Origin of the sequence: Paenibacillus sp. FSL M7-1455 (assembly GCF_038004655.1) — a bacterium.
In the GTDB taxonomy this organism is placed as follows: Bacteria; Bacillota; Bacilli; order Paenibacillales; family Paenibacillaceae; genus Paenibacillus_AQ; species Paenibacillus_AQ cookii.
In genome coordinates, this window is the sequence record NZ_JBBORO010000001.1 from 5,210,675 (window position 1) to 5,235,689 (window position 25,015).

22 protein-coding genes are annotated in these 25,015 nt (G+C 56.4%); 8 read left to right on the top strand and 14 right to left on the bottom strand.

Annotated elements, in window-relative coordinates:
• Positions 1-17: 17 nt before the first annotated feature.
• Both NYE48_RS23860 and NYE48_RS23865 read right to left on the bottom strand, forming a co-directional pair.
• Entirely contained in the window at positions 18-452 is a 435-nt protein-coding gene (locus tag NYE48_RS23860; RefSeq protein ID WP_036707403.1) for a BrxA/BrxB family bacilliredoxin, read from the bottom strand.
• Between the two features lie 115 nt (positions 453-567).
• Positions 568-2,325, bottom strand: coding sequence for a two-component system sensor histidine kinase NtrB (locus NYE48_RS23865; protein WP_341000177.1), 1,758 nt, complete (start codon positions 2,323-2,325; stop codon positions 568-570).
• Between the two features lie 267 nt (positions 2,326-2,592).
• Here NYE48_RS23865 and NYE48_RS23870 point away from each other — a divergent pair, with 267 nt between their 5' ends.
• A complete protein-coding gene (locus tag NYE48_RS23870; protein WP_341000178.1) occupies positions 2,593-3,879 on the top strand; it encodes a BaiN/RdsA family NAD(P)/FAD-dependent oxidoreductase in 1,287 nt (428 codons plus the stop codon).
• Between the two features lie 126 nt (positions 3,880-4,005).
• On the opposite strand, the gene NYE48_RS23875 is transcribed toward NYE48_RS23870, so the two are convergent.
• On the bottom strand, positions 4,006-5,274 hold the full coding sequence (locus tag NYE48_RS23875; protein ID WP_341000179.1) for an ABC transporter permease: 1,269 nt from the start codon (positions 5,272-5,274) through the stop codon (positions 4,006-4,008).
• A gap of 64 nt (positions 5,275-5,338) precedes the next feature.
• Positions 5,339-6,058 carry an ABC transporter ATP-binding protein gene (locus NYE48_RS23880; RefSeq protein WP_036707538.1) on the bottom strand — a complete coding sequence of 240 codons (720 nt, stop codon included), beginning with the start codon at positions 6,056-6,058 and terminating at the stop codon, positions 5,339-5,341.
• 299 nt (positions 6,059-6,357) lie between these two features.
• Here NYE48_RS23880 and NYE48_RS23885 point away from each other — a divergent pair, with 299 nt between their 5' ends.
• The gene (locus NYE48_RS23885; RefSeq protein ID WP_341000180.1) at positions 6,358-6,825 is read left to right on the top strand and encodes a MarR family winged helix-turn-helix transcriptional regulator; all 468 of its coding nucleotides are present in this window, start codon (positions 6,358-6,360) and stop codon (positions 6,823-6,825) included.
• 86 nt (positions 6,826-6,911) lie between these two features.
• Here NYE48_RS23885 and NYE48_RS23890 read toward each other — a convergent pair whose 3' ends face one another.
• From NYE48_RS23890 to NYE48_RS23920, 7 genes are all read right to left on the bottom strand, one after another.
• Entirely contained in the window at positions 6,912-8,432 is a 1,521-nt protein-coding gene (locus NYE48_RS23890; protein ID WP_036707395.1) for an MDR family MFS transporter, read from the bottom strand.
• 44 nt (positions 8,433-8,476) lie between these two features.
• Positions 8,477-10,009, bottom strand: coding sequence for an ABC transporter ATP-binding protein (locus NYE48_RS23895; protein WP_341000181.1), 1,533 nt, complete (start codon positions 10,007-10,009; stop codon positions 8,477-8,479).
• Positions 9,990-10,607: an ECF transporter S component gene (locus NYE48_RS23900; protein WP_212950020.1), complete on the bottom strand. Its 618-nt coding sequence runs from the start codon at positions 10,605-10,607 to the stop codon at positions 9,990-9,992. The genes NYE48_RS23895 and NYE48_RS23900 overlap by 20 nt, the downstream gene beginning before the upstream one ends.
• A gap of 81 nt (positions 10,608-10,688) precedes the next feature.
• Complete coding sequence (locus tag NYE48_RS23905; RefSeq protein ID WP_341000182.1) at positions 10,689-11,459, bottom strand: energy-coupling factor transporter transmembrane component T family protein; 771 nt, start codon at positions 11,457-11,459, stop codon at positions 10,689-10,691.
• Positions 11,443-12,063 (bottom strand): GNAT family N-acetyltransferase, encoded by a 621-nt coding sequence (locus NYE48_RS23910; RefSeq protein WP_246536880.1) that lies wholly within the window; start codon positions 12,061-12,063, stop codon positions 11,443-11,445. Before NYE48_RS23910 ends, NYE48_RS23905 begins: the two co-directional genes overlap by 17 nt.
• A 259-nt stretch (positions 12,064-12,322) precedes the next feature.
• The gene (locus tag NYE48_RS23915; RefSeq protein WP_036707384.1) at positions 12,323-12,772 is read right to left on the bottom strand and encodes a disulfide oxidoreductase; all 450 of its coding nucleotides are present in this window, start codon (positions 12,770-12,772) and stop codon (positions 12,323-12,325) included.
• A 30-nt stretch (positions 12,773-12,802) separates the two neighbouring features.
• A complete protein-coding gene (locus NYE48_RS23920) occupies positions 12,803-13,528 on the bottom strand; it encodes a DsbA family protein (protein WP_341000183.1) in 726 nt (241 codons plus the stop codon).
• A gap of 297 nt (positions 13,529-13,825) precedes the next feature.
• On the opposite strand from NYE48_RS23920, the gene NYE48_RS23925 reads away from it, so the two are divergent.
• Both NYE48_RS23925 and NYE48_RS23930 read left to right on the top strand, forming a co-directional pair.
• Positions 13,826-14,836 carry an alpha/beta hydrolase gene (locus NYE48_RS23925; protein ID WP_341000184.1) on the top strand — a complete coding sequence of 337 codons (1,011 nt, stop codon included), beginning with the start codon at positions 13,826-13,828 and terminating at the stop codon, positions 14,834-14,836.
• A 215-nt stretch (positions 14,837-15,051) separates the two neighbouring features.
• Positions 15,052-15,531: a GAF domain-containing protein gene (locus tag NYE48_RS23930; RefSeq protein WP_036707379.1), complete on the top strand. Its 480-nt coding sequence runs from the start codon at positions 15,052-15,054 to the stop codon at positions 15,529-15,531.
• A 117-nt stretch (positions 15,532-15,648) separates the two neighbouring features.
• Here the strand turns inward: NYE48_RS23930 and NYE48_RS23935 are convergent, their stop codons facing one another.
• Together NYE48_RS23935 and NYE48_RS23940 are read right to left on the bottom strand one after the other, a co-directional pair.
• Positions 15,649-17,715, bottom strand: coding sequence for an endonuclease MutS2 (locus NYE48_RS23935; protein ID WP_341000185.1), 2,067 nt, complete (start codon positions 17,713-17,715; stop codon positions 15,649-15,651).
• 576 nt (positions 17,716-18,291) lie between these two features.
• The gene (locus tag NYE48_RS23940) at positions 18,292-19,983 is read right to left on the bottom strand and encodes a glycoside hydrolase family 13 protein (RefSeq protein ID WP_341000186.1); all 1,692 of its coding nucleotides are present in this window, start codon (positions 19,981-19,983) and stop codon (positions 18,292-18,294) included.
• 307 nt (positions 19,984-20,290) lie between these two features.
• Between NYE48_RS23940 and NYE48_RS23945 the strand changes: the two genes are divergently transcribed.
• Together NYE48_RS23945 and NYE48_RS23950 are read left to right on the top strand one after the other, a co-directional pair.
• Positions 20,291-21,571, top strand: coding sequence for an ArsB/NhaD family transporter (locus NYE48_RS23945; protein WP_341000187.1), 1,281 nt, complete (start codon positions 20,291-20,293; stop codon positions 21,569-21,571).
• Positions 21,572-21,638: 67 nt separating this feature from the next.
• Positions 21,639-21,953 carry a hypothetical protein gene (locus NYE48_RS23950; protein ID WP_341000188.1) on the top strand — a complete coding sequence of 105 codons (315 nt, stop codon included), beginning with the start codon at positions 21,639-21,641 and terminating at the stop codon, positions 21,951-21,953.
• Positions 21,954-22,208: 255 nt separating this feature from the next.
• On the opposite strand, the gene NYE48_RS23955 is transcribed toward NYE48_RS23950, so the two are convergent.
• Positions 22,209-23,138 carry a hypothetical protein gene (locus NYE48_RS23955; RefSeq protein WP_036707370.1) on the bottom strand — a complete coding sequence of 310 codons (930 nt, stop codon included), beginning with the start codon at positions 23,136-23,138 and terminating at the stop codon, positions 22,209-22,211.
• A 195-nt stretch (positions 23,139-23,333) separates the two neighbouring features.
• Between NYE48_RS23955 and NYE48_RS23960 the strand changes: the two genes are divergently transcribed.
• Positions 23,334-24,074, top strand: a complete 741-nt coding sequence (locus NYE48_RS23960; RefSeq protein WP_212950008.1) for a peptidylprolyl isomerase — start codon at positions 23,334-23,336, stop codon at positions 24,072-24,074.
• Positions 24,075-24,256: 182 nt separating this feature from the next.
• On the top strand, positions 24,257-24,991 hold the full coding sequence (locus tag NYE48_RS23965) for a ZIP family metal transporter (protein ID WP_341000189.1): 735 nt from the start codon (positions 24,257-24,259) through the stop codon (positions 24,989-24,991).
• The last annotated feature ends 24 nt before the right edge of the window (positions 24,992-25,015 follow it).

The window sequence follows — 25,015 nt, forward strand, 5'->3', positions numbered from 1 at the left end:
TCCGAACGCGGAACCGGTTAACGGCACACGCGGTCAAAGGCTTCGATCAAATCTTCCGCGATTTCTTGGGCGGAACGGTCTTCGATCTGGTGGCGCTCGATGAAATGAACGAGCTCTCCATCCTTCAACAGAGCGATGGAAGGCGAAGACGGCGGATACGGAGCGAAATATTCCCTTGCTTTGGCCGTTGCTTCTTTATCCTGTCCGGCAAATACGGTGTACAGATTGTCAGGCACCAATTCGTTTTGCAGCGCCAGGGCTACGCCCGGACGGCATTGGCCTGCTGCGCATCCGCATACCGAGTTGACGACCACCAGCGTCGTGCCGGGCGCATCCTGCAAATGGGTTTCCACTTCTTCCGGCGTTCTGAGCTCTTTGATGCCCAGGCTGGTCAGCTCGTCTCTCATCGGTTGAATCATATCTCTCATATATCTGTCAAAAGACATCGACATTTCTTTCATCACTCCTCGATCCGCAAAATATCAGACTGCATTCAATACTATTATACCTTCCCAAGGTTCGAAATCAAGATAAAGCCCCGCGCCGGACGTCCGGACCCTGCTGCCGTCAGGATTCGTGAAGCGGCAGGGAAATGATGAACGTCGTCCCTTTCCCCTCTTCCGATTCCACGTCGATTTTGCCCCCGTGGCGCTCCACGATGCTCAGGCAAAGGGCAAGCCCCAGACCCGTGCCTTTGGCCTTCGTCGTAAAAAACGGCTCGAAGAGCCGCTCCAGCCGGCTTTCGGACATGCCGACGCCGGTATCCCTGACGATCAGCTCCACCATGTTGTCGCTTTCCCTGAACCGGGTTTGGATGGTCAGCTTTCCTTTTTCCTCCATCGCCTCCATCCCGTTGCGCGCCAGGTTCAGCAGCACCTGTTTGATTTCCTTGGCGTTCAGGTGGAGCTTCGGCACCCGTTCGTCCAGCAGAAGCTCGATCGTCTGGCCGCGGAGGTTCGCGTCCGCCCACAGCAGCGGGCTGAGATCGTTGATGATCTGATGAAGATGCCACTGCTCCTTTTCGGATATCCGGTTTTGGGCAAGGGATAAAAAATCGTTGATGATGCCGTTGGCCCGGTCCAGCTCCTCCATCACGATCCGATAGTAATGGTCCAGCGAATCGGGGCTTTTTTCCTTCATCAGCTGCAAAAAACCGCGCACCACCGCCATCGGGTTCCGGATTTCATGCGTAATGCTGGCCGCCATCTGCCCGACCAGGCTCAGCCGTTCCACATTGACCAATTCGGTCCGCAGCCTCTCCAGCTCCGTAATATCCTGGATGACCAGCACGGCCCCGAGAATTTCGCCGGTATAGCTGTTCGTCAGCGGCGAAGTGCTCGTATAGTGGATCTGGGAGCCGATCCGGATCAGTTCGTTGTCCATCTTGACGCCGTTCAAAGCCTGGGCGATTCGGCGGTCGATGTAATCCTCTTCGACCATGTCGACGAATACGCTGAGCGGCTGTCCCAAAACATCGGTTTTGGTCAGCTCGGGCGAGCGGTTTTTGAACAGCCCCATCATCATTTCGTTGACGCTGGTAATGCGCCCCTCGGTATCGACCGACACCATGCACAGCGGCGCCACGTCCATCACCTGCTGGAGTTTTTCCTCTTCGCGGAGGTATTTTTCGGAGATGCCTTTGACTTGCTCGGTCAAAAGCAGCTTCTCCAGCGCAAATTCGATCATGTAGATCAAGGCCCCGCCGGCGAACACGGTGATCAAAATATAAAACAAAAGCATGAGAATCGGACCGGCATCGGAAAAATCCAGGTTCGGATCTTCAATGATCGGGGACGACGTAAACAGAAGCATTGCGGGCAAGAGGCAAACCCACAGCTTATTGATTTTGTCGGTCAGGGTATCCGTCCGGAATCTCGGCGACATCCAAACCAGAAGCGGATAAAACAATAACCCCGTATGTAGGAACAGGCTTGATAGCGACCAGCTTTCATTCGACAAATAATCGCATAGCAGGTACAACCCGGCCAAGGGAAGCCCGCTTTTGTAGCCTCCGTACAGCATGCCGATAAACAGCGGTAAAATGCCCAGATTCAAAGGGATCAGATGAAACAACGAGGAAGAGAAAAAAGAACACATTAAAATGCTCAGGGCGCTGGATATAATGATAACGACTTCAAAACCGGAAGCCCGCAATTTTTTGTTCCGGCTGATCAGCCGGACGTATTTGTCCAGGCTCAGCGGAAACAAAAACGCGAAGGAACCTGCCATGAGCACCTGTGTTATAATATTTTTCAGCGCATCGATAATCGCAATCCATCCTCCCTTCGGGGTGGCAAATACCCATTCGTCGCTTGGACCGGGCATCCTTCTGCTCCACCATTCAATGAAATGGCGACAAAGTTTATTGGTTTAATAAAGTATAAATCAGAATTTTGTGAAAATCATGATGTTTTATTATAGAGGAAACGACTAAATTCGTGCTTTTTTGGAAGATGGATGGTACTTTCGAAAGTAATATACATGTAGATTAAATCACAGCCTACACTATATTACAATATACCCTGAAATATCCTGTGGAGCATGATGAAAACCATCGATTCTTCACGTTTGGAGTCAAAAGGAGAGAATAAATTGAAGTCATACGATGTCATTGTTATCGGAGGCGGGTCGGCCGGGCTGATGGCCTCCGTCGCGGCCGCAAGGTTCGGCGCGTCCGTGCTGCTGCTCGACAAGGGCGCCAAGCTTGGGCGCAAACTGGGCATTTCCGGGGGCGGGCGCTGCAATGTGACCAACGCCAAGGAAACCGAGGATCTGATCGCCCATATCCCGGGCAACGGCCGCTTTCTGTACAGCGCTTTTCAGCATTTCAACAACCGCGATATCATGGCGTTTTTCGAAGGCTTGGGAATCGCCCTGAAGGAAGAAGACAACGGCAGAATGTTCCCGGTGTCCGACAAAGCCGCAAGCGTCGTCAATACGCTGATCGGGGAGGTCCGCCGGCTCGGCGTGGACATCAAAACCGACACTCCCGTATCGGAGGTCCTCTATTCGGAACACCGCGTATCGGGCGTAAAACTCGCTTCGGGGGACATGTTGCGGGGAAACGCGGTCATCGTGGCGACCGGAGGCAAATCGGTGCCGCATACCGGCTCGACCGGCGACGGATATCCGTGGGCGCAGGCCGCGGGGCATACCATCACCGAGCTCTATCCGACGGAGGTTCCCATCGTTTCGCGCGAAAGCTGGATCGCGTCGAAGGAACTGCAGGGATTGTCGCTTCGCGACGTTGAATTATCGGTATGGACGCCGAAAGGAAAAAAAGTGATCGGTCACCGCGGAGACATGATTTTCACCCATTTCGGGCTATCGGGCCCGATTGCGCTGCGGTGCAGCCAGTTCATCCGCCAGGTGAAAAAGAAATTCAAGGTGAGCGAGGTCGACATGGCGGTCGATTTGTTCCCCGACCTGCCTCCCCACGACTTGGACCGCATGCTGCGGGACAAGCTCGGGGCCGAGCCGAAAAAGGCGATCAAAAACGTGCTGAAAGCCCAAATCCCGGAACGCATGCTTCCGCTGCTCATGAACAAGGCCGGCCTTGACGGCGACGCCACGTTCGCCCACCTGCCGAAGCAGCAATGGGCATCCTTCATCGACATCTTGAAAAAGTTTGTCATCCGGGTGACCGGAACCAAATCGATCGAGGAAGCTTTTGTGACCGGCGGAGGGGTGAACCTGAAGGAAATCAATCCGAAAACGATGGAATCCAAGCTGATGCCGGGTCTGTTTTTCTGCGGAGAGATTCTCGACATTCACGGCTATACCGGAGGGTATAACATTACCGCCGCCTTCTCCACCGGTTACACGGCAGGCATGCATGCGGCGGAGGCGGCCCGCTCCGCTTCGTCCGGCCTTTCATAATCCCGCCTTGTTTTCGAGCGATCCGCTTCCCCGATTATCCGGGGCGGCATTCAAAAACCTCCCGCGTTTCATAACGAAACCGCGGGAGGTTTTTTTAGAATCGGAAAACGGGCAGGGCCGCGAAGGCTACATCTTTTTATGAAGAAAAAACATGCGCATGAGATAAGGCACCGCCCAGCCGGCCGCCATGCCCAGCGGAATGAAGCCAATGGCCGCCAGCCACGGACTCAAGCTGGAAAACATGACAAGAGCGGAGGCCCATACCGAAAACGGAAGCAGCAGCGTCCGGACGGCCGCGAAGCCTGCCTGCACGCCGTCCGCTTCCGGCCAGGGCAGCAGTGCGATAAAGGGATCTTTCCTGAAAGCGGACCACTGCAGGAACAGCCAGTACGCGATTAAGGCATGCAGGGCCGCAAACGCCACGATCTGCATCTTCACCGGGAGCGTAACGAGCACCATCGTGCTGATTCCGGCAAATCGCAGATAAAGGGAGCGTTGTCCCGGATGGCGCAGCAGCGATTTGACCATCGCCCCGGCGATGCGTTTGGCGGGCTCCCGCGAGCGGAACACATGCCGCGATTTCCGGAATATCCATGTTTTGCTGCGGACCCGGCGCGGTTGATCGACCGACTGGCTGAGCAGCAGCCCCGTCAATCGGGTGCGTCTTGCAAGGTCCTCCTGGACGTCGGCCATGAACGTGCCGCGCAGGCCAAGCCTCGCCCTCAGCAGCAGCAGGCTGAGCAAAGCCAGCCCCAGCGCACCCGCCCAAAGCATGGCGGCCTGCTGGCTAAACATCAGAACAACACCCGCATAAACGGCGCAAGGCACAACCGCGAACGGAACATAAAGCAGCCATCTCCGCATGCCTTTGGCCTGCACCTTGACCAGATGCCTGGACCACATCAGCACCCATTCGAAAGCGACCGTAAAAGCGAGCAGTCCCCCCGCGTACAAGCCGTCCGCATGAAACCGCCGGACCAGGAACGGCAGCAAAACGAGGAAACAAAGCGACGTTTTTACGGCCGCCGCAGCCATGCTGTACCAACCGCTCCGAAGCATGATGCCCCGCAGCCATTCGCGGCGCTGCACCAAAAACAGCGCATCTCCTTCCCGGACCAGCAGCAGGATGTCCCCCGTCAAGGCGATCAGCAAAAGCGATAACGGCACCATCGGGAACGACAGCATGCCGGCCCATTCCGGCAGCGGCTCCTTCCAAAACCCGTAATAAAACCGGCCGGCAAGCAAAAGCCCCGGGACGAGAATGTACAACAAGACCGTCCAGTCGTCGACGACGGACCGCAAGGCGGCCGCCGTTTCTTTGAAATGGCTCCGAAGCCGCCGCCGGAACAAACTTGCGGGATTCGGAAACAGATATCCTTCTTTTTCCCTCGTCATTATCGTATAGTCCTTTCTTTCCGATAAAATGGCCCCCATGGCCCCTCTTCCCGGAAACGAAGCGTTACGTCAGCGAATCGAAGCAGTCGAACAGCGACGCATCGGGCAGCCCGGCCGCATCGCGGATGTCCGCCAGCGTCCCTTCGGCTACCGTCCTGCCGCCGGCGATCATGACGAATCTGTCGCAGATTCTTTCGGCCGTATCCAGCACATGCGTGGACATCAGCACCGCCGCGCCGCGTGCGCGCTCCTCGTCCAGCAACCGCAGAAAATCCTTGGTCGCGCGCGGATCCAGCCCGATAAACGGCTCGTCCACGATGTACACGTCCGGTTCGCTCAAAAATCCGAGCATCAGCATCATTTTCTGCTTCATCCCTTTGGAGAAGCCTCCCGGCAGGTCATGTTTGACCTCCTCCATGCCGAATTGGCGCAGCAGCCTGTCCGCTTCCCCGCAAAACCTTTCGTAGTCGAGACCGTAAACGGCCGCAGCCAAATCCATATGCTCCCACAGCGTCAAATCGTCGTGAAACACCGGCTGCTCGGGGATGTAAGCATACCTTCCCGAACCGCCGAGAAACGATACCCGGCTTTTGGCGTATTTCAGCAGCCCCAGCAGCGTTTTGATCGTCGTGCTTTTGCCGGCCCCGTTCGGGCCGATCAGCCCGAGCAGCTCGCCGGCATACACCCGAAAAGCGATACGGCGGATCTTCGGATGTCCTTCCTCGTATCCCGCTTCCTCTATTTCAACGTCCAGCAGCGGTTGTTCCACGCTTTCCATGTCCATGCCGTTTCTCTCCTCCCCCAAAAAAAGCAGCTTCCGCACATTCCTCCGCCGCCCCGAAAGACGGCCGCAACGACCTCGCTCCAAACGGAAACTTGGCCGGATCTGCCCTTCCGTACTCCTTGATCCGGACCCTCCTCCGGCTGAAACAGGATTTACCGTAAATTTTAACGTTTCAAAGTTGATGGATTGTGACAAATGACATGTTTTTCGCACAATCCGAAAGGTATGATGTAACTACAATACGGATCAGACTGCGGTTATGTTTCATAAAAATATAAAACAAAAGGCGGGATTGTATCATGATTCACGCACAGGAACGCGATACCGAGTTATCCATGCAGCTGTACCGGGCGTTCGCCAAAAGCTTCAAAAGCGTCAGCGAACATGCCGCGATCGGCGCAAAGTCCGAAGGGTTCCATCCTACTGCCTTTGCCGTCATGGAAATGCTGTACTGCAAAGGAGCGCATCCCATCCAGCAAATCGGCTCCAGCCTCCTCCTTCAAAGCGGCAACGTCACGTATGTCATCGACAAGCTCGAAAAACGCGGATGCATTTACCGCAGACCTTGCTCAAACGACCGCCGCGTCATCTACGTGGAGCTCACGCCGGAAGGCGAAGCGTTGATGCGCGAGCTGTATCCCCGATACGCCGGCCGGATCGACCACGCCTTTAGCGGCCTGAACGGCGAAGAAAAGGCGGAGCTGATCCGCCTGCTTAAGAAGATGGGGATGCAAGCCGAAAAGCTGATGTCCGGAGGGCAAACCTAACCTGAAAACATAAAAAAACACCCCTGGGTTAAAAAACATCTCCCATGGGGTGCCGTGCCTTTTAGTTGATCATCCGATCTTGACAATCAGGCTTTTTCCGTTTCCGCATCCTCTTCCGGCGATGGCACCGTATTGCGCAGCGCCAGGACGGAAATCAGGCTGATCACCGCAATGACTCCCATCACGATGTACAGCGAATGAAGGCTTCCTTCCAACACATGCTTCAGCTGATTCCATATTTCCTGCGGCATATCGGCGCCGCCTTCCGGCGTCAGCAGCCGGTTCACGTCCTCCTGGCCTACATGCTCGAGACCCGGCTGACTCGCAATCCGGCTGGCCATGCTCAGATTGATAAACGTTCCGAACACGGCAACGCCGACCGTCTGTCCCAAGGAACGGACGAACGTGTTCAGCGCCGTCGAAGCGCCGCGCAGCGAATATCCGACCGAGGATTGGGCGATGATCGTAAACACGGTGGTCGAGTAACCGAAGCCCAAACCATAGATAAAGGTAAAGATCAGCAGCACGTAATGCGGGGTTTGTCCGTTCATCCAAGCCAGTCCCGCTGCGCCGATCACGATGCCGGCAAGGCCGATGGCGCTCGTTTTGCGCGAGCCTGCCGTCAGGATCAGCCGGCTTCCGAACACCGAGCCGAACAGCCAGCCGATCGACATCGGAGCCATCGTCAGCCCCGACAGCGTCGCGTTTTTGCCCATGACGCCCTGGATCCAGAGCGGAGTATAGGTGGTTAACCCGATCAGGAGCGCGCTGGTCAAAATGCTGGCCACCGTGGACACCGAAATGTCGCGGATGCGGAACAGCTTGAGGGGCAGCATCGGTTCGGCCGCGCGGTTTTCAATCCAAACGAAGGCGACAAGAAGCACGGCCGCCAAAACAAAACATCCGATGAGCAGCGGCGAGCTCCAGCTGAAATATTGCCCGCCCGTTGCGAGCGCAAACAACAACGCGGTCATGCCGACCGTAAATGCCGCCGCGCCGGCCACGTCGACGGACACCTTCTCCCGCTTGTCCCGGCTTTCATGGAAATAACGGGCGATAAGCCACATGGAAACGATGCCGAACGGAACGTTAAAGCCGAATATCCAGCGCCAGTTCAAATAGTCGACGAAATAGCCGCCGACAAGCGGGCCGATCAGCGAGGAAATGCCCCACACCGAGCTGATCAGCCCTTGGATTTTGGCGCGCTCCTCGATCCGGTACACGTCGCCGATGATGGTGAACGTGACCGGAACGATGGCTCCGGCTCCGATCCCCTGGATCGCCCGGAACAGGATGAGCTGCTCCATGTTTTGCGAAAAGCTGCAAAGCAGCGAACCGAGCACGAACAGCAGCGAGCCGATTTGGAATACCGGCTTGCGTCCGTACAGGTCGCTGACTTTGCCGAAAATCGGCGTCGAAACGGCCATCGTCAGCAGGAAGGCGGTAAAAATCCAGCTGAGGAGCTTCATGCCTCCGAAGCTGCCGATGATCGCCGGGCCTGCCGGACCCGTCACCGTTCCTTCGATCGCCGACAGAAACGTCGATACCAAAATACCGATCAGAATATATTTGCGTTTGGCAAGTTGAACGCCAGCGTTATCAGACATGGGTTTCCTTTCCAGATGACGAGGCAGAAACCGCCGGAAGGGCCTTACGCCGGCCCGGGCCGCCGGAAATCGGCGGCTTGATGCGGAGAAAGCCTGAGCATAAACGAGGCTTCCCTCTCCGCCAAATCGGGATCATGCGTGATCATCAGCACGGCCGCGCCGGCCGCCGTTTTCTCCCGGCATAACCTGAGCACCCGTTCGGCGGCCCCAAAGTCGATCCCGGACGTCGGTTCGTCCAAAATGTACAACGCCTTGGGATGGACGAATTGGCCGATGATGCTGAGCAGCTTTTTTTCCCCTTGGCTCAGCATGTAAGGGGAGGCGCCGCGTTTTCCTTCCAATCCCGCGGTCCTAAGCAGCGCTTCGGCCGTTTCACGCTGAGCGGCGGTCGGCTCGGACGGTTCGCCTTTTGTCCGGCCAAGTCCGTACACCAGCTCGTCCCATACCGTATGGGCGACAAACTGATGCTCCGGCTGCTGAAACACGTAGCCGATCCGGGCCGCCCGCTGCGACACGCGCCATGCAGCGACATCTTCGCCTTCCCAGTACACCGAGCCCGGCGGCACCGGCAGCAGTCCCATCAGCAGGCGCGTCAACGTCGTCTTGCCGGAGCCGTTCTCCCCGGTGACGATGCCCCATTCCCCCGGCTTCATGACGAAGCTGGTCTCATGAAGCGCCGGGGCTGCGGCGCCGGCATAGGCGTAGCTCAGCCGGTCGATCTGGAGCAGGCTGCCGGAGCCCGCGGCAGCCCCGGGCGGCGCCGCGCTGCGAGGCGCCGCGCCCCGCGGGTCCGGGCCGATGGCCGGACCCGCCTGCGTCGCTGCCCCCTCCCAAGGGGGCAGCAGCCCGAGCTGCGCGAGCCGCTCCCGGCTCTCGCGCAGCAGCTGCCGCGGCGGCCCGTCCAGCACGACGCGGCCGCCGTCCAGGACGATGACGCGCCCTGCGGAGCGCGCGGCATCGTCGAAGCGACCGGACGCGGTCACGAGCGTCCGGCCTTCCGCGTGCAGCTTGCGGCAAAGCTGCACGAACTGCTTCTGCGCCGCGGGATCCAGGCTGGCCCCGGCGTCGTCGAACACGACGATGCGGGGGCGCAGGGCAAGCACCGCGGCGATGGCCGTGCGCTGGCGCTGTCCCCCGGACAGCTCGCGCACCGGCGAGTGGCGGCGTTCCGACAGCTCCACCGCCGCCAGCGCCTCCTCTACCCGCCGCTCGATTTCCAGCGGCGGCACCCGCAGATTCTCCGGGCCGAAGGCGGCTTCATCCCCGGGCGTCCCCTGGACCAGCTGCGCGTCCGGGTCCTGGAACACGATGCCGCACAGCTGCGCGACGTCGGCGATGGCCGCTTCGGCCGGGTCCAGCCCGGCCAGCTCCAGCCGCCCTTTTCTCGTGCCCCCGCCGCTTCGCGGCAAATATCCGCTCAGCAGCTGGCACAGCGTGGACTTGCCGCTGCCGCCGGGTCCGACGACCGCCGTCCATTCCCCTTCCGGAATCGACAGGGTCACCTCCCGCAGCGCGGGTTCCCGCTCGTCATCATAATAGTAGGTTAGATTCGAACAATTAATGGATATCGGGCGCATGCTCGGCTCTCTTCCCTCCGATGGCAAACCGCCGCAGAAGTCCGCTGCGCTGAAGCATGTCCCCAAGCATTTTGGTCAACAAACCGCAAAGCACGATACCGCTTATAAGACGCATCACGAGCGTCAGCGCCAGCACCTGCCAGCTCCACGCCGTGTAACCGAACATATTGGCTGCGCATACGAACCACAAAGGAACCATCGCTCCGCCGGCAAGCATCATCATGCCCGTCCCCCAGCGTTTGTAGCGCGAAAGCGCAAAAACGGCCTCCGCCGCCACCATGTAGCAAAGCGCCGCCACGATCGCGGACGCGATGCCGTAAGTCGTTCCCACAAAGCACTGGATGGCTCCGCCGATGCCGTAGGTTATGGCAGCCGTGCCCGGCTTGCGGATAATATAATACGCGAGCAGGCCGTAAACCATGTACACCCCGACGATGGTCGATGTCGCTACAGGGCCGCCCAGGCTGTTCAGCATTTTATTGATATAAGACAAATAAAAGGTCAATACAGCATTGGCTGTAGCCAGCATGGCCATGAGCACGATATCCAATGTGGTAAAAGAAAGGCGGTTTCTCTTTGATTTTGATGAGGTTTCCATTCCGTGTCAACTCCTAATCTAAAAATGGCTTTACCTTGTTATTTTGCCTTGTCCGCCCGTTAACGTCAACCACAATTTTCGTTAAAGGTTAACAATATGAATAAACCACCATAAAAACGCAGTAAGCGCGACCGCCGTCCCCGCAAGGACGATCCCCCGTCCGAGCGGCATGCTTTCCCGGACAAACGTCCGGTCGGGATATGCCCCGAAGCCTTTGGCCTCCATCGCCCCGGCCGTCTGCTGAATCCGCCGCAGCGCGTTGTGCATGACCGCCGAAATAAACGTCAGCCACCAGCGCAGCCGCCCCCGAAGGCCTTCCGGCGTTCCCCCGCCCCTGACTTGATGGGCTGCGGAAATGCTTCTTCCTTCCTCCTGCAGCAGAGGCAAAAAGGTTAGCGCCATCGATAATCCGAACGCAAACCGGTACGGAATCCGCAGCCGCGTCGTCAACGATACCACCATGTCGCGCGGATCGGTCGTAAACATGAAGACGTATGACGACAGAAAGACGGTAAACATGCGCACCGTAACCGATCCTGCCGAATCCAAAGCCTCCGTTGTGAGCCCAAGCGGCCCAAACTGTATAAACACATGTTCTCCCGCAGCCGTAAGCAGCGTCACGATAAAATACGGAACCGCGAAACCCAGCAGGATCGCCAGCGCTTTCGCCTGCTTCTTCCATGGCATGCCTCCCGCCCATCTCGCCAATGCGAACACGGCAGCAAGCAGCAGCGCTTGTCCGAGCGAAGAGTGAAACCTCATCGTCAGCAGCGCGATGCAGAACAGCAGCACCAGCTTGCCTAGCGGATCGGTACGGTGCAGCAGCGACGGTTGTTTATGAAATGCGATCATCTTGTTTGTCCCCCCGATTTCCCCTTGATGCCGGTCCTGTCCGGAACTTCTCCCAATCCCGGCGCAGCATGGCATGCATATCGGCATCGACGAAGCCCTGGTCCGTATGGCGATACTGGCGGAGCCGCCCCTCCAGCGTAAATCCGAGGGCGCGGAACAGCCGCCCGGCACGGTCATTGCGGGGATCGGTCAGCGCTTCGAGCCGGTTCAGGCCCATCTCCTCCATAGCATAATCGATGACAAGGCCGATCGCCTCCCGCATGTAACCCCCGCCCCAAAAAGGCCGGGACAGCTCGCAGCCGATTTCTCCGCGGTAGGCTCCTTCAAGCTGCCACCAGTTCAACCCGCAGCTGCCGATGATGCTGCCGTCCGGCGCCTGAATCCCCCACCGCAAGCTGTCGTCCGTCAAGGCCAGGCGGTTGAGGAGGCCGATCAGTTCCGCCGCCGCCGCGGCGTCCGGCATGCGGGGAAGATCCGCAAAACGCCTGACTTCCGGATCGGACCAGCATTCGAACATCGCCTGCGCGTCCCGCGCGGCAAGGCGGCGCAACACGACCCGTTCCCCCTCCAGCTCAGGGATGTTTCCTTCGCAGCTGTATGGCACGGCATTTCCTCCTTACACGCAAAATATCACCATCCACTGTACACCTTGAGCCCCATATCGATCAAGATGCCTTATTGCGGCAAGCGAGCCCCAACCATTCGAACCAAATCGATCGGGCGCAAAATTCCAAGCCGTCGTTCCATCCTTGGCAGGCCGATTAATACCCGCCTCCCATGACGGCATGCCCGCATTCTCCGCACGCAAAAAGCGCTTGCCCCTTCCGGATCTCCGGTTTCGGGCAAGCGCTTTTGACGGATGCTTATGCTTCTTGCATTTCCTCCTTGGGCTCGCGTCCAGCCAGCAGCAGCAGGACGATCAGGATAAATGCGATCAATGCCAGGAGCGGAATCGTGATGAATCCGAACCAGTTCAGGTAATCGAAATTGCACGGTATCCCGACGGTGCACGGAAGGGCTTTGGCCAGCGCAGGGATTTTCTGCTCCAGGTAATGGTAGATGGAGATGCAGCCCCCGATGATGCTGAGCGTCATGGCATAGGGAATGATTTTGCGGTCGTTCTTGTAGCTTGCGATCCCGAGCAGAATGACCTCCGGATACATGAAAATCCGCTGGAACCAGCACAGCTTGCATGGCTCGTAATGCATGATTTCGCTTAAGTACAAGCTTCCGCCGGCAGCCACGATGGATACAATCCACGCCATGTACAGGGCATACGGGCGAATAGACGCCAAGAAACGATTGCCTCCCATCGCTCTAACTCCTTTTTCTTCAAAGATTCGTCATTCTTTATTTTGTTCGGCCAGCTTTTTCTCGATGAACGGTTTCAGCACCGGATAGTTCATGGAAGCTTCTTCGGTCGCTTTTTCCCCGTTGACGAACACGGTCGGCGTGCTCATGACGTTGAGCTTCCGCGCCAAAGCGTTTTGGCTGTCGATTTCTTCTTGGTACGTTTTTTCGTCGATATCTTTGCGCAGTTGGTCATAATCGACCTTAATGTTCTCCGTGCGGGCGAGGTTCACGAGGAAATCCGGCGTGGCCCATTCGGTGGCCTCGTCCCCTTGGTTTCTGTAAATCGCCTCGTAATACTTCCAAAATTCATCCTTGTTCTGATGGAACACCGACTGGGCGGCCAAAGCGGCGGTATTGGAATCCCCTTTTGGACTGATGATCAGATAATTGCTGAAATACAAGGCGGCTTTGCCCGTGTCGATGAAATCCTTCTTCAGTTGAGGCGAAATCTCTTGCGTGAAGTATTGGCAGATTGGACACTTGTAGTCGCCCATCTCCACGATTTTGACCGGCGCATCCGGATTGCCGAGCACCGGGAGCGAGCTGTAGTCAAAATCCCCCTTTTGGGACGACGGTCGGATGGCCAGCAGCAGCACCACCAAAACGACGATGCAGGCCCCCGTGATCCACATCACCCGTTTCATCCGCTTTTCCTGCTGTTCCCTCTGGGCTTTTTTCTGCGCGATTTTATTCACCGGCTTTTTCTTTGCTTTCATAAATTGCCGACCCTCTCCTCTCTTCGAACTTCAGTTCGAGGCGCCTTGGCATGATTTTTTGTTTTCTTCCATAAATAGCCGCAAGAAAGCGCTACTTGTCCACTTTATTTTAGCATCTTGATCTTTGAAAGGCTATATCGGAGAGAAAGGATCTCACGATTTCAGACAACCATTTCCCCAATTCGTCAGAATTTCTCCAAAAGTTGGTAGCTGCATGTCGCATCATGCGGTTAAATTTGGTTATAGATGCATATACTAAACCTTGCCTATGAATAATCATCCGGGAGGTGAGCGGAATTGGACTGGTGGGCCGTCGTCCTCGTCGCTGCCGCCGCAGCGCTTGCGGTCGCAGGGATCACCCATTACGCATTCATACAAATGACGCAGATGAAAGCCTTAAATTATCAGCAGGTTTTTGACGCTTTTGAACGGGCCGGAGCCCGCTTCCGGGAAATGTACGAGCCGCTGCGGAAGGAGGAGGTCCGGATCGCGAGCCATGACGGCCTCCGCCTGCACGGGGTCGTCGTCAAAGCGGAGCAGCCTTCGCCCAAATGGGTCATTCTCGTGCACGGATATACTACTTCCCTTCCGGCATCCATTCCTTTTATGGATATGTTTCGCGAGGAAGGGTTTAACGTCCTGCTGGTCGACCAGCGCCGGCACGGAAAAAGCGAAGGCAAATATACGACGTACGGTTATCACGAGAAACATGACGTGGCTGCTTGGGTCAGATACATCAAAGACGCTTACGGCGAAAACTGCGTCGTCGGCCTTCACGGCGTTTCGCTCGGCGGCGGCACCGTGCTGGAATATTTGTCGCTGCCGGAAGCCGACGCGAAATTCGTCATCGCCGACTGTCCTTATTCCGATTTGACGCGCCTGATGCATCATCAGTTGCAGCGCTTGAACCATCTTCCCGCGGCGCTTTTTCTTCCGCTGGTCAACGCCCGGATGCGCAAAAGGGCCGGTTTCACGCTCGATCAGGTCAGCCCCGTCCGTTCCGTGCAAAGCAGCAAAATTCCCGTCATGTTTATCCACGGCGCCAAGGACAACTATATTCCGCCGTCCATGAGCGAGGAGTTGTTTGCGGCCAAAACCGGGGCCAAAAGGCTGTTGCTCATTCAAGACGCGACGCACGGCTTTGCGCTGGACGCCGACCCGGCCCTGTACAAACGGTCCGTGCAGGAGTTCGTCCGCGAGGCGTTCGCAGGCAGCCCGGCGGAATCCGTGGAGCAAGCCGCGGAGCTGTCGCCGCCGGAAAAGGAGGAGTTTAGCGGATTTGGACTGACCGGCGTGCCAAATGCCTAAGACGGGTCGGTGTTTAGCCCGTTCCTTTCTTGAATAACCGCATCATCCCCTCGGCGGCCGGCCGGGGGTTTTCTTTTGACCGTTCCTGTCTCCATCCGGCTAAAACCAAATCCCGGGAAAACAGCCTCGCCGGCATCATCTTTTGCTTGACTCGGAGGTCATTCCTGTATACTATCGTTATAATTAACCAACGGTTAAAAGAAAGGTGGAGTATGATGTTTCAAGCACTTCCTTATGAAGGTAACCGGAGCGAGCAGTTTGCCGCCGTTCTGGAACAACTGAAATCCCTCATTCACGATGAACCCAGCTCCATCGCCAATCTGGCCAATGCATCGGCGCTGCTGAACAGCTTTTTGCCGGATATCAACTGGGTAGGCTTTTATCTTTACGACGGGCAAGAGCTGGTGCTCGGTCCATTCCAGGGTCTTCCGGCATGCATCCGCATTCCTTTGGGCCGCGGCGTATGCGGCACGGCGGCGGCCGAACGACAAACGATCGTCGTGGATGACGTGCATGAGTTTCCCGGACATATCGCCTGCGACGCGGCTTCCAACAGCGAAATCGTCGTTCCGCTCGTCAAGGATGGAGAACTGCGCGGCGTGCTCGACATCGACAGCCCGCTCAAAGGACGCTTTGATCATGAGGAGAAGCAATTTTTGGAGCAGTTCGCCGAAATTATCAGCTCCAAATTGTAATTTTATGTAAAAGAAGCGGTCGTTCGCCCAAAACGAATGCCGCTTCTTTTTTATGGGTCACGGGCGTTGTTCGCTTCCTTCCCGATCAGAAATCTGTTTCATCCCCGCAAGCCGCGTTCAAACATCCTCCGGTCTCCGGATGATCGATAGCCCTTCGACATGCTTCCGCTGCATCATCTTGCTTTTTTTCCGGTTTTCCTTGCTCTCGAAAACGATGTCGAAGTCGTAATCCTCCGGATAAAGATTGCCTTTCTCGATATACAGCTTCAGCCGCTTCTGATTGATTTTCAGCTTCTGCTTCTGGACCATGACCCCGACCATGCCTTTGGCATCTTCCTCCTGATACACGATTCCGACGCGCTGCAGGGAACTGACGAATACGGCGTCGCCCACCTCCAGCTTTTGCGGTTTTGCCGTTTCTTCGGGTTCCGCTCCCTCGTCGCTTTCCATGGATTCTTCCCGATCGTGGCGGTGCCTGCGCCCAGGTTCCCCGCTGTCCGGTTGGCGTCGTCCGGCTTCTTCCGGCAGCGTTCCCGCCCCGGATTGCTCGTATTCGGACTCCAACGGGTCTTGGCCGAAGTCCGCGTTGCTCCCGTTTTCCATTGCCGTTGCCCCATCCGAAAACATCGTCTCGGCCTTTGCGCCCCCCGCCATAGGCTTATGGTTGTGCAAAATCTCCCTGGACCGCTGCGTAATGCCTGAGGGCATGCCGAGTTTGGTGGCGATTTCGATCGCGTAGCTTTGGCCCGACTCGCCGATGGTCAAGCGGTACAGCGGTTCGAGCGTCTCGACGTCGAATTCCATGCGCGCGTTCTGAAAGCCCGGAGCGGATGAAGCGAAACCCTTCAGCTCGTTAAAATGGGTCGTGACCATCATCATCGCTCCGCGCCGGTTCAATTCCTCCAAAATGGCGATCGAAAGCGACATCCCTTCCCCGGGATCGGTCCCGGCGGCAAGTTCGTCGATAAGAAGCAGCGTCGATCGGTCGGACTCCTCCACCATCGCGATCAGCCGGCGGATTTGGGCCGAAAAGGTGCTGAGCGATTGCTCGATGCTTTGCCCGTCGCCGATTGCCGTCATGACCTTGCCGTACACCGCAAACACGCTGCCCTCCTCAACGGGCACGAGCAAACCGGACTGAATCATCAAAGTCAGCAGCCCCAGCGTCTTCAGCGCGACGGTTTTGCCGCCCGTGTTCGGCCCGGTGATGATCAGCGAGCGGTAGCCGTTACCCATCTCCAGCTGCAGCGGCACCATCGTTTTCAGCATGAGCGGATGTTTGGCGCCCCGCAGCCGGATGCGTCCCTGATCGTTTAGCTGGACCATGCGCCCTTCGATGGAGCGCCCGTATTTGGCTTTGGCGAAAATGAAGTCGTAATTGCCCGTAATGTCGATGTTAAGCAGCAAATCGGCGCTGGACGCTTCGAGCAGGCCCGTCAGCATGCTGAGCACGACGGCCTCCTCCCGGGCTTCGTCCGCTTCCAGCATCCCGAGTTCGGTCTGAAGCTGGGAGATTTCCTCCGGCTCGACGAATATCGTCTGGCCGCTGGTGGACTGGTCAAGCACGGCCCCTTTGATCTGTTTGTGGTATTCCCGTTTGACCGGGACGACATACCGTCCTCCCCGGACGCTGATCAGATGCTCCTGCAGAATCGAGCCGTGCCGGGACAGGATGGAGCTCATTTTTTTCTGGATCCGCTCCTTGACCACGGCGATTTTTTTCCGGGTTTTCTCCAGCTGCTTGCTCGCTTGGTCATCGACCTTGCCGAAGCGGATGCAGCGCTCGATTTCGCTTTTCAGCCGCGGCAGCTCCTGCATCGATAAGGCATAACTGCTGACGGTCGGCGCCATGTCCCTTTTGCCCGCCATATATTTCTTCAGCTGCCCGCAGCTGTGCAAAAACGTCTGCACCGCCGCAAAATCCTGTTCGGTAAACAGGTATCCCGTATGCAGCAGCGACACGATGTGTTCGATGCCTTCCAGCGACGGCAGCGGCACGCTCGCCCCTTTTTCCAGTATCGCTTTGGCCTCGGCCGTTTCCCTCAGCGCCGCTTCGATCGCCCGCAGGTGGCTTCCCGGCATCAGGTCGTCGATCTGTTTCCTCCCTGCGTACGATACTGCGTATTCCCGCAGATTTTCCTTCACTTTGTCATACTCCAGCATGCTCATGGTCATGTGATCCATCGCTTGATTCTCCTTTTTCGTTGTTTTAAAAAAACGCAAAAAAGGGACAAAGAACGCGCATGCGAGTTCTCTGTCCCTTTGGTTTTCGGCCGCTCCATTCTTCTTTTGTTTTTTTGCGTCTTGGATAGCCTTAAATCCGGCCCTCCCCTGGGGAATCCCGGAGACGGCCGAGGCTATAGCTATGTTTGCTTATCCTATGGACGCAAAAAAACCGTGCTGCAAGAGCACGGTCTCCAACAAAGTCCCCGCTGGCGGAGAAGCCGCTCACGAAGGAACATTGATTGAATAACAAAGAATGAAACGGCGCCAAAGTACCGTTTGATGCTTCGCGTGTTCTTAACTATTTTCCATGACCGCGCGCGAACCTTGCGGACTTCAAGCCCAGGCTTCGTCCGATGTTCAAGTCCCGAAAAGGCGCAAGGAAACAAAGCTGCCCTCCTAGGCAAGCTTGACCTGGTCTCTTCGTACGGTCTTCGTATGGAATTGGATTAGTTAAGAACAACCACCGACATCAAAATCTCTCCTTTGGTATAGGATGAGCTAAATTTAACAATTTTGTTCATCCATGTCAAGCCTTTATGCCTGAAGCATGTACACCCTGGCTTCATGAGGGCGGAGCCGGACGGTGCCGCCGAGATCGTCGTCCCCCGCAACCGCATAGTTGGAGATCAGCAGCTCCTTTGCCGAAAGATCCAGTTCCGGCGGAAGCTGGAGCTCCGGCTCCCTCCCGAAGAAATTCAGAATAACCAATAGCTTGGCTTCGCCCAGCGTCCGGGTGAAGACATAGATTTCCGGATCGTCCGGAAGCAACAGCTCGTATTTCCCGTACACGATAACCTCGTGCTCTTTGCGCAGCGCGATCAGCTTTTTGTAGTAGTGAAGGATGGAATCCGGGTCTCTCAGCGCCGCTTCGACGTTGATTTCGCGGTAGTTCGGGTTCACGGCGATCCACGGCGTTCCCGTGGTAAACCCCGCTTCTTTCGTTCCGTCCCACTGCATCGGCGTTCTGGCGTTATCCCTGCTTTTTTGGCGGATCGCCTGCATCACTTTTTCCTCGGACGCCCCCTGCTTCAGCTGGTCCCGGTAAAAATTGTGCGTCTCCACGTCCCGGTAGTCCTCGATCGAATCGAAGGCGATGTTGGTCATGCCGATTTCCTCGCCTTGGTAGATGTACGGCGTACCTTCGAGCATGTGCATGAAGGTGGCGAGCATTTTGGCCGATTCCACCCGGTACCGACCGTCATCCCCGAACCGGGACACGGGGCGCGGCTGGTCATGGTTGCACCAATAGTTGGCGTTCCAGCCCCGGCCGTGCAGCACCGTCTGCCAGTTGCTCATCACCTTTTTCAGCTCAAGAAGGTTCCATGGCCGAATGTCCCATTTTCCCGAACCGCCGGATACGGCATCCAGCTGCATATGCTCGAATTGAAACACCATGTTCAGCTCCCCGCGCGTATCCCCGACGTAACTGAGCGCCTCTTCCGGTCCCAGTCCCGACGTTTCGCCCACCGTCATGATGTCGTAGTGGAACAGCAGCTCGGTATACAGCTGATGCAGCAGCGTGTGCACATGCTCCAGATTGGAAAACAGGTCATAGGCACGGACCGTCGGCAGGTGATGCGGATTATCCCCGTCCGGCAGGCCGACGGCCTTGGCGATATGCGCGATCGCGTCCAGGCGGAAGCCGTCCACTCCTTTTTTCAGCCACCATTCGATCATCTCGTGCATGCAGTCGACGACATCTGGATTTTCCCAGTTCAGGTCCGGCTGATGTTTCGAATACAGATGAAGGTAATATTCGCCGGTCGTGTCGTCGTATTCCCATACCGAACCGCTGAAATACGACTCCCAGTTGTTCGGCGGGCCGCCGTCTTTCCCTTTGCGCCATATGTAAAAATCCCGTTTCGGATTGTCCTTCGACGACCGCGATTCGATAAACCACGGATGCTCGTCCGATGTATGGTTGAGCACCAGGTCCATCATGATTTTAAGCCCCCTTGCATGGGCTTCCCGCAGCAGCTCGTCAAAATCCTCCATCGTTCCGAACTGCTCCATGATGTCCTTGTAATCGCTGATGTCGTACCCGTTATCGTGGTTGGGGGATTTATAGATCGGGCACAGCCAGACGACGTCCACCCCGAGCTCCTTCAAGTAATCGAGCTTCGACAGAATGCCGCGCAGGTCGCCGATGCCGTCGCCGTTCGAATCCAAAAAGCTGATCGGATAAATTTGGTATACGACGCTTTCCTTCCACCATGTTTTGTTCATGTCCGTCTCCTTCCTTGCAGGTTAAGCCGGCTTGTCTTTACAACCCGGGAGAATCCATTTATAATACATGTAAACTGTTTTTCAGATCCCCTTTCACATGAGGGGCGACTGTTTTTTCAATCGCATAGAATAACATTCGGAGGAGCCTGCCACGTGCGGGCTCCTTTTGTCTTTTTCAGCCTACTCGTCCCGATGGCGGGTCCGCATGGGCACTCTTCTCCTTCGGCAAAAGGAGGAATCGGATCATGCCATGATGATCAATCTAATCTTGCGGACTTCGACATAGAGACAAACGGGGAGGAACCATATGGAACAACAAGCGATTTTGGCTATCGTTATTTTTTTGATTGCGTATGCACTGATTATTTCCGAAAAAATCCACCGGACGGTCATCGCGATGATCGGCGGCGTGCTGATGGTCGTGTTCGGGATCGTGAGCCAGGAGACGGCCATACACCATATCGACTTCAACACGCTCGGGCTGCTCATCGGCATGATGATCATCGTCAATATTACGGCCGAAACGGGGCTGTTCAAATACGTGGCCGTCTGGGCTGCGAAAAAAGCGAAAGGCCGTCCGCTCGCCATCCTGATCGCGCTGATGCTGCTGACGGCGCTCGGGTCGGCGTTTTTGGACAACGTCACCACCGTCCTGCTGATGGTGCCGGTTACGTTTAGTATTACACGCCAGCTGCGGGTCAATCCGCTGCCTTTCCTGATCACGCAGATCATCGCCTCCAACGTCGGCGGCACGGCGACCTTGATCGGCGATCCGCCGAACATCATGATCGGCAGCGCGGTCAAAGAGCTGACGTTTATGGCTTTCATTCAAAACCTGATGCCGATGGCGCTCATCATTATGCTGGTTCTGATTCCGATCTTCATCCTGCTTTTCCGGAAACAGATCCAGACGACGCCCGAACTGATGCAAAGCATCATGGATCTGGACGAAAAAGAGCTGCTGACGGACAAAAAGCTGCTGGTCAAATGCGTAACCGTGCTCGGGCTGACCATCGTCGGATTTTTCATCCACCAGCTCGTCCATATCGAATCGGCTACCGTGGCCTTGGCCGGCGCTTTCCTGCTTTTGCTGTTGACGGGGGAACATATGCTTGAAGAAGCGTTCGCCAAGGTCGAATGGCCGACGATCTTTTTCTTCGTGGGGCTGTTCGTGCTCGTGGCCGGCTTGATCGAAACCGGGGTCATTTCCACCCTGGCCGAAAAGGCGGTAAGCCTTACCGGGGGCAACGTCGCATCGACCTCGATGCTCATTTTATGGTTAAGCGCCATCGCTTCGGCGTTTGTCGACAACATCCCGTTTGTGGCCACGATGATTCCGATGATTCAAGACATGGGCAGCATGGGGATCAGCAATCTGGAACCGCTCTGGTGGTCGCTCGCCCTGGGCGCTTGCCTCGGCGGTAACGGTACCCTGATCGGCGCCAGCGCCAACCTGATCGTGGCCGGCATGGCCGCCAAGGAGGGGTATCCGCTGAAATTCACGACGTTCTTGAAATACGGCTTCCCGATCATGATTTTGTCCGTCCTATTGTCCAGCGCATATGTATATCTCAGATATTTGATGTGACCAGGAGAATACCGGACGGTTGTTAACCGGCAGGAATCGTGGGAAGGAATAAGCAAAGGAAAACATTTTGACCGGAATAGAGGCGCCCGCCATGCTGACTTACCGCTGCAACGAGGACGTTGCCCGCATCACGGAAACCGTCAACGGAGACGATGTCGAATTTCGCATCCATCTCCTCCAGGAGGAGCCGTATTTGAACCGTTTGCGGGAAATCCGGAAACATTTCGAGGATAACGACGTTTACACCGACGCGCTGTTTTACGCCTATAAAAACCATGAATACGCCGCCATCGTGCGGAAAGATTACTACGTGGATTTCGTGCTGGCGCTGATGAAGCACGGCCTGCTCCGCAGCGTCGAATGGAAGAAGAACGAAGCATAGGAAGCATATTTAAAGGAGGGCCAACGCCCTCCTTTTTATTTGCCTCTTACCTACGGCCGTAATCTGCCTCCATTCGGTAAATCCCCTTTTCGTGCACATGAACGACTTTATTTCTCACTAACTTTCTCCATCAAAAATTGACTCATCAATCCGAATAAGCTGCCGCAATCATGCTTTCCGGGCCGACCCGGGTCGGAACTGGACTAGTCGTGAGCTGCCCGGGGTCCAAGCGACATCGGGAGGCTCCTTCAAATCTCATTCGGCCGACTCGACCACGTACTCGTACCTTCTTTTTACGTCTGCCAAGCGTGTTTCCAGGCTGCGCTGCTCCGACTCGATCCGGCGCACCACCCGCTTGATTGCATCCAGCTTTTCTTCCACCTGCGAAAGCGTGTCGTTGATCCGTCCCTGCACCATCCAGTCGGCAATAAACCCGTCGAAAAAATAATCCGAAAAACGCAAAAAACTGCCGATGTCGATCTCGACGGCCAAATGCATCTCCACATCCTTCAGTTCTTTGCCGAACCTCCGCAAGCTGGTTTGCGCGTCATGGATATAATCCATGGCCTCGTCGATTTTGTTATGCTTGAGGTGCGTGGACAGCATGCCGCCGCCAAGCATGTCGTAAGTGCCCCAACTGCGGGCGGACTGCAGGTAATCCCGGGCCTGCTCCAAATCATGAAGCACCGAGCGGCCCGCTTGCACCGCTTCCTTCATTTCCTTCAGCTGCACGGCGAGATCCGCCTGCCGCTCCGCCAGTTCCGCCAGTTCCCCGGGCTGCCGCAAAAGGATGGTTTCCTTTTCCTTCAATATCCGTTCATATTCGGATTCCGAATATCGCACGTCGCGGAGCAGCCGGTCCGTTTCCTCGCATTGCTTCTGAATGTCCTCTGCCGCCCGGACCGCCGCATCGTATTTTGCTTTCGCCTCCAGCACTTCGAGCTGTTCGCGTTCCATTTTTTCTTCCTTTTTGCCGATCAAGCCGAAAAACAACGCGGACAAAGAGGCGCCAGCCAGCCGTTCTACGTCCTTTTCCTCGTCCGCCAGCCGCTGTTTCCAGCGATCCGCTTCCCGCCGTCGTTCCTCCCGCTCTTTTTCCAGCTCCTGAAGGTGTTTTTCCCATTTGACTTTGTTCCTCATGCTCTCCTTCAGCTCCGTCAGACGGGCATTTTCCGCATCGAACATCGGCATCCCCCCATGTCAAAATTTACATTCATTACCTGTTTAAACGTTGCAGCGAATGGAGAAGTTTCAAGAATACCTGCAAAAAACCGGTTTTTTCTGCAAGGACGGGACAAACCGGAGGTGCGCTAGATTTTGGAGCGAAAAGCCGCTATCATTAGACATAGCGAAAATGCATAAGGAGTGAACAACCGACTCATGAAACTGAAAAAAGCGTATTTACTTCCGTTGATGATCATGATCGTGGTTGCCCTCGTTCTCGGCGGCTGCGGCAAAAAACCGGAATCGTCCGCCGAGCAGGCCAACCCGAACCAGTCCCAGGAAACGCAGCAGCCGCAGGACACGAAGGGTACGGATGCCAACGATACCGATACGAAGGATAACGGCACGAATGCATCGCAGGGGGCGAAAAGCTGGACAAGCCCGCCGGCCATGCAAATCGATACGAAGAAAACCTACGAAGCCGAGGTCAAAACGTCCAAAGGCACGTTTACGATCCAGCTGTTTGCGAAAGACGCGCCGAAAACCGTCAACAACTTCGTGTTTCTGTCCAAGCAAGGCTTCTACGACGGCGTCATTTTCCACCGCATCATCGAACCGTTTATGATTCAAACCGGCGACCCGACGGGAACCGGCACGGGCAGCCCTGGATATACCTTCGAGGATGAAAAAACGAACTACAAATACGAGCCGGGCATCGTCGCGATGGCCAACGCCGGACCGAACACGAACGGCAGCCAGTTTTTCATCTGCACGGGCGAGGACAGCAAGGATCTGAACCAGATCCCGAACTACACCATTTTCGGCAAAATCACCGGCGGCATGGACGTCGTGAAAAAAATCGCCGCCACGCCGGTCGAAGCGAATCCGGACACGGACGAGCTGAGCAAACCGACTGAAAAAGTAACGATCGATAGCATCACCATCAAAGAAAAATAAGGACACGACAAGCGCCCCGCGGCCAAATGCCGCGGGGCGTTTCTTTAGTCGGGACGATCGGCGGAACGGGCCGTACGCGGGTGGGGCCGCCGAAGTTTATTTTGCGAATAGAGTCCCGAACTTGCTCATATGGTTGTACAAGCGAAACATGCGACTGCAATCTACTGGGTAAGGAGGATCCTATGAACGCCATTTTGCTGGGAAGTCTGGCGACTTCGCTTTGCACCGCTTTGGGCGCGCTGCCCGCGCTCCTGTTCAACAATGTCACGCATCGGAGGCGGGATATATTGCTGGCGTTCACCGCCGGCATCATGGTTGCGGCTTCGACCTACGGCCTCATCCCGGCGGCGCTGAAGTTGTCGAACCTGTGGATTCTTACGATCGGCACGCTGCTGGGAACGGCGGTTCTAACCATATTGGAGCTGATCATCCCCCATCAGGATCCCGCCCATAATCTGCGCATCGAAAAAAACGGCCGGACGAGCTCGCTCATGTTCCTTTCCGCGATGGCGCTGCATAACTTACCTGAGGGGCTTTCGGTCGGGGTCAGCTACGGGAGCAGCAGCCAGGATCTCGGAACGATCGTCGCGCTCAGCATCGGCCTGCAAAACATTCCGGAGGGGTTCCTCACCGCTTTGTTCCTGATTACCCATGGCATGCGCCGGCGCTGGGCGCTGGTGCTGGCCGCGTTTACCGGCGTGCTGGAGTTTGCCGCCTGCTGGGCCGGGCTTCGCTTCGCCGAAACCTTCCATGCGGTCATCCCTTACGGACTTGCCTTTGCGGCCGGAGCCATGCTGTTCGTCGTCTACAAGGAGCTGATCCCCGAAAGCCACGGGGACGGCAATGAACGGGCCGCGACGTTTTCCTTCATTTTCGGCCTGCTGACCATGATTGGGCTCACCCATTTCCTGCGGTAGGGCGTTTCGCCATGAAGCGCCTTG

What these genes read in the sequence shown, in the direction of transcription:
- NYE48_RS23860 (WP_036707403.1), bottom strand. Translation starts at nt 452, where the DNA reads ATGTCGATGTCTTTTGACAGATATATGAGAGATATGATTCAACCGATG.
- NYE48_RS23865 (WP_341000177.1), bottom strand. Translation starts at nt 2,325, where the DNA reads ATGCCCGGTCCAAGCGACGAATGGGTATTTGCCACCCCGAAGGGAGGA.
- NYE48_RS23875 (WP_341000179.1), bottom strand. Translation starts at nt 5,274, where the DNA reads ATGACGAGGGAAAAAGAAGGATATCTGTTTCCGAATCCCGCAAGTTTG.
- NYE48_RS23880 (WP_036707538.1), bottom strand. Translation starts at nt 6,058, where the DNA reads ATGGACATGGAAAGCGTGGAACAACCGCTGCTGGACGTTGAAATAGAG.
- NYE48_RS23885 (WP_341000180.1), top strand. Translation starts at nt 6,358, where the DNA reads ATGATTCACGCACAGGAACGCGATACCGAGTTATCCATGCAGCTGTAC.
- NYE48_RS23890 (WP_036707395.1), bottom strand. Translation starts at nt 8,432, where the DNA reads ATGTCTGATAACGCTGGCGTTCAACTTGCCAAACGCAAATATATTCTG.
- NYE48_RS23895 (WP_341000181.1), bottom strand. Translation starts at nt 10,009, where the DNA reads ATGCGCCCGATATCCATTAATTGTTCGAATCTAACCTACTATTATGAT.
- NYE48_RS23900 (WP_212950020.1), bottom strand. Translation starts at nt 10,607, where the DNA reads ATGGAAACCTCATCAAAATCAAAGAGAAACCGCCTTTCTTTTACCACA.
- NYE48_RS23905 (WP_341000182.1), bottom strand. Translation starts at nt 11,459, where the DNA reads ATGATCGCATTTCATAAACAACCGTCGCTGCTGCACCGTACCGATCCG.
- NYE48_RS23915 (WP_036707384.1), bottom strand. Translation starts at nt 12,772, where the DNA reads ATGGGAGGCAATCGTTTCTTGGCGTCTATTCGCCCGTATGCCCTGTAC.
- NYE48_RS23920 (WP_341000183.1), bottom strand. Translation starts at nt 13,528, where the DNA reads ATGAAAGCAAAGAAAAAGCCGGTGAATAAAATCGCGCAGAAAAAAGCC.
- NYE48_RS23930 (WP_036707379.1), top strand. Translation starts at nt 15,052, where the DNA reads ATGTTTCAAGCACTTCCTTATGAAGGTAACCGGAGCGAGCAGTTTGCC.
- NYE48_RS23935 (WP_341000185.1), bottom strand. Translation starts at nt 17,715, where the DNA reads ATGGATCACATGACCATGAGCATGCTGGAGTATGACAAAGTGAAGGAA.
- NYE48_RS23940 (WP_341000186.1), bottom strand. Translation starts at nt 19,983, where the DNA reads ATGAACAAAACATGGTGGAAGGAAAGCGTCGTATACCAAATTTATCCG.
- NYE48_RS23945 (WP_341000187.1), top strand. Translation starts at nt 20,291, where the DNA reads ATGGAACAACAAGCGATTTTGGCTATCGTTATTTTTTTGATTGCGTAT.
- NYE48_RS23955 (WP_036707370.1), bottom strand. Translation starts at nt 23,138, where the DNA reads ATGTTCGATGCGGAAAATGCCCGTCTGACGGAGCTGAAGGAGAGCATG.
- NYE48_RS23960 (WP_212950008.1), top strand. Translation starts at nt 23,334, where the DNA reads ATGAAACTGAAAAAAGCGTATTTACTTCCGTTGATGATCATGATCGTG.
- NYE48_RS23965 (WP_341000189.1), top strand. Translation starts at nt 24,257, where the DNA reads ATGAACGCCATTTTGCTGGGAAGTCTGGCGACTTCGCTTTGCACCGCT.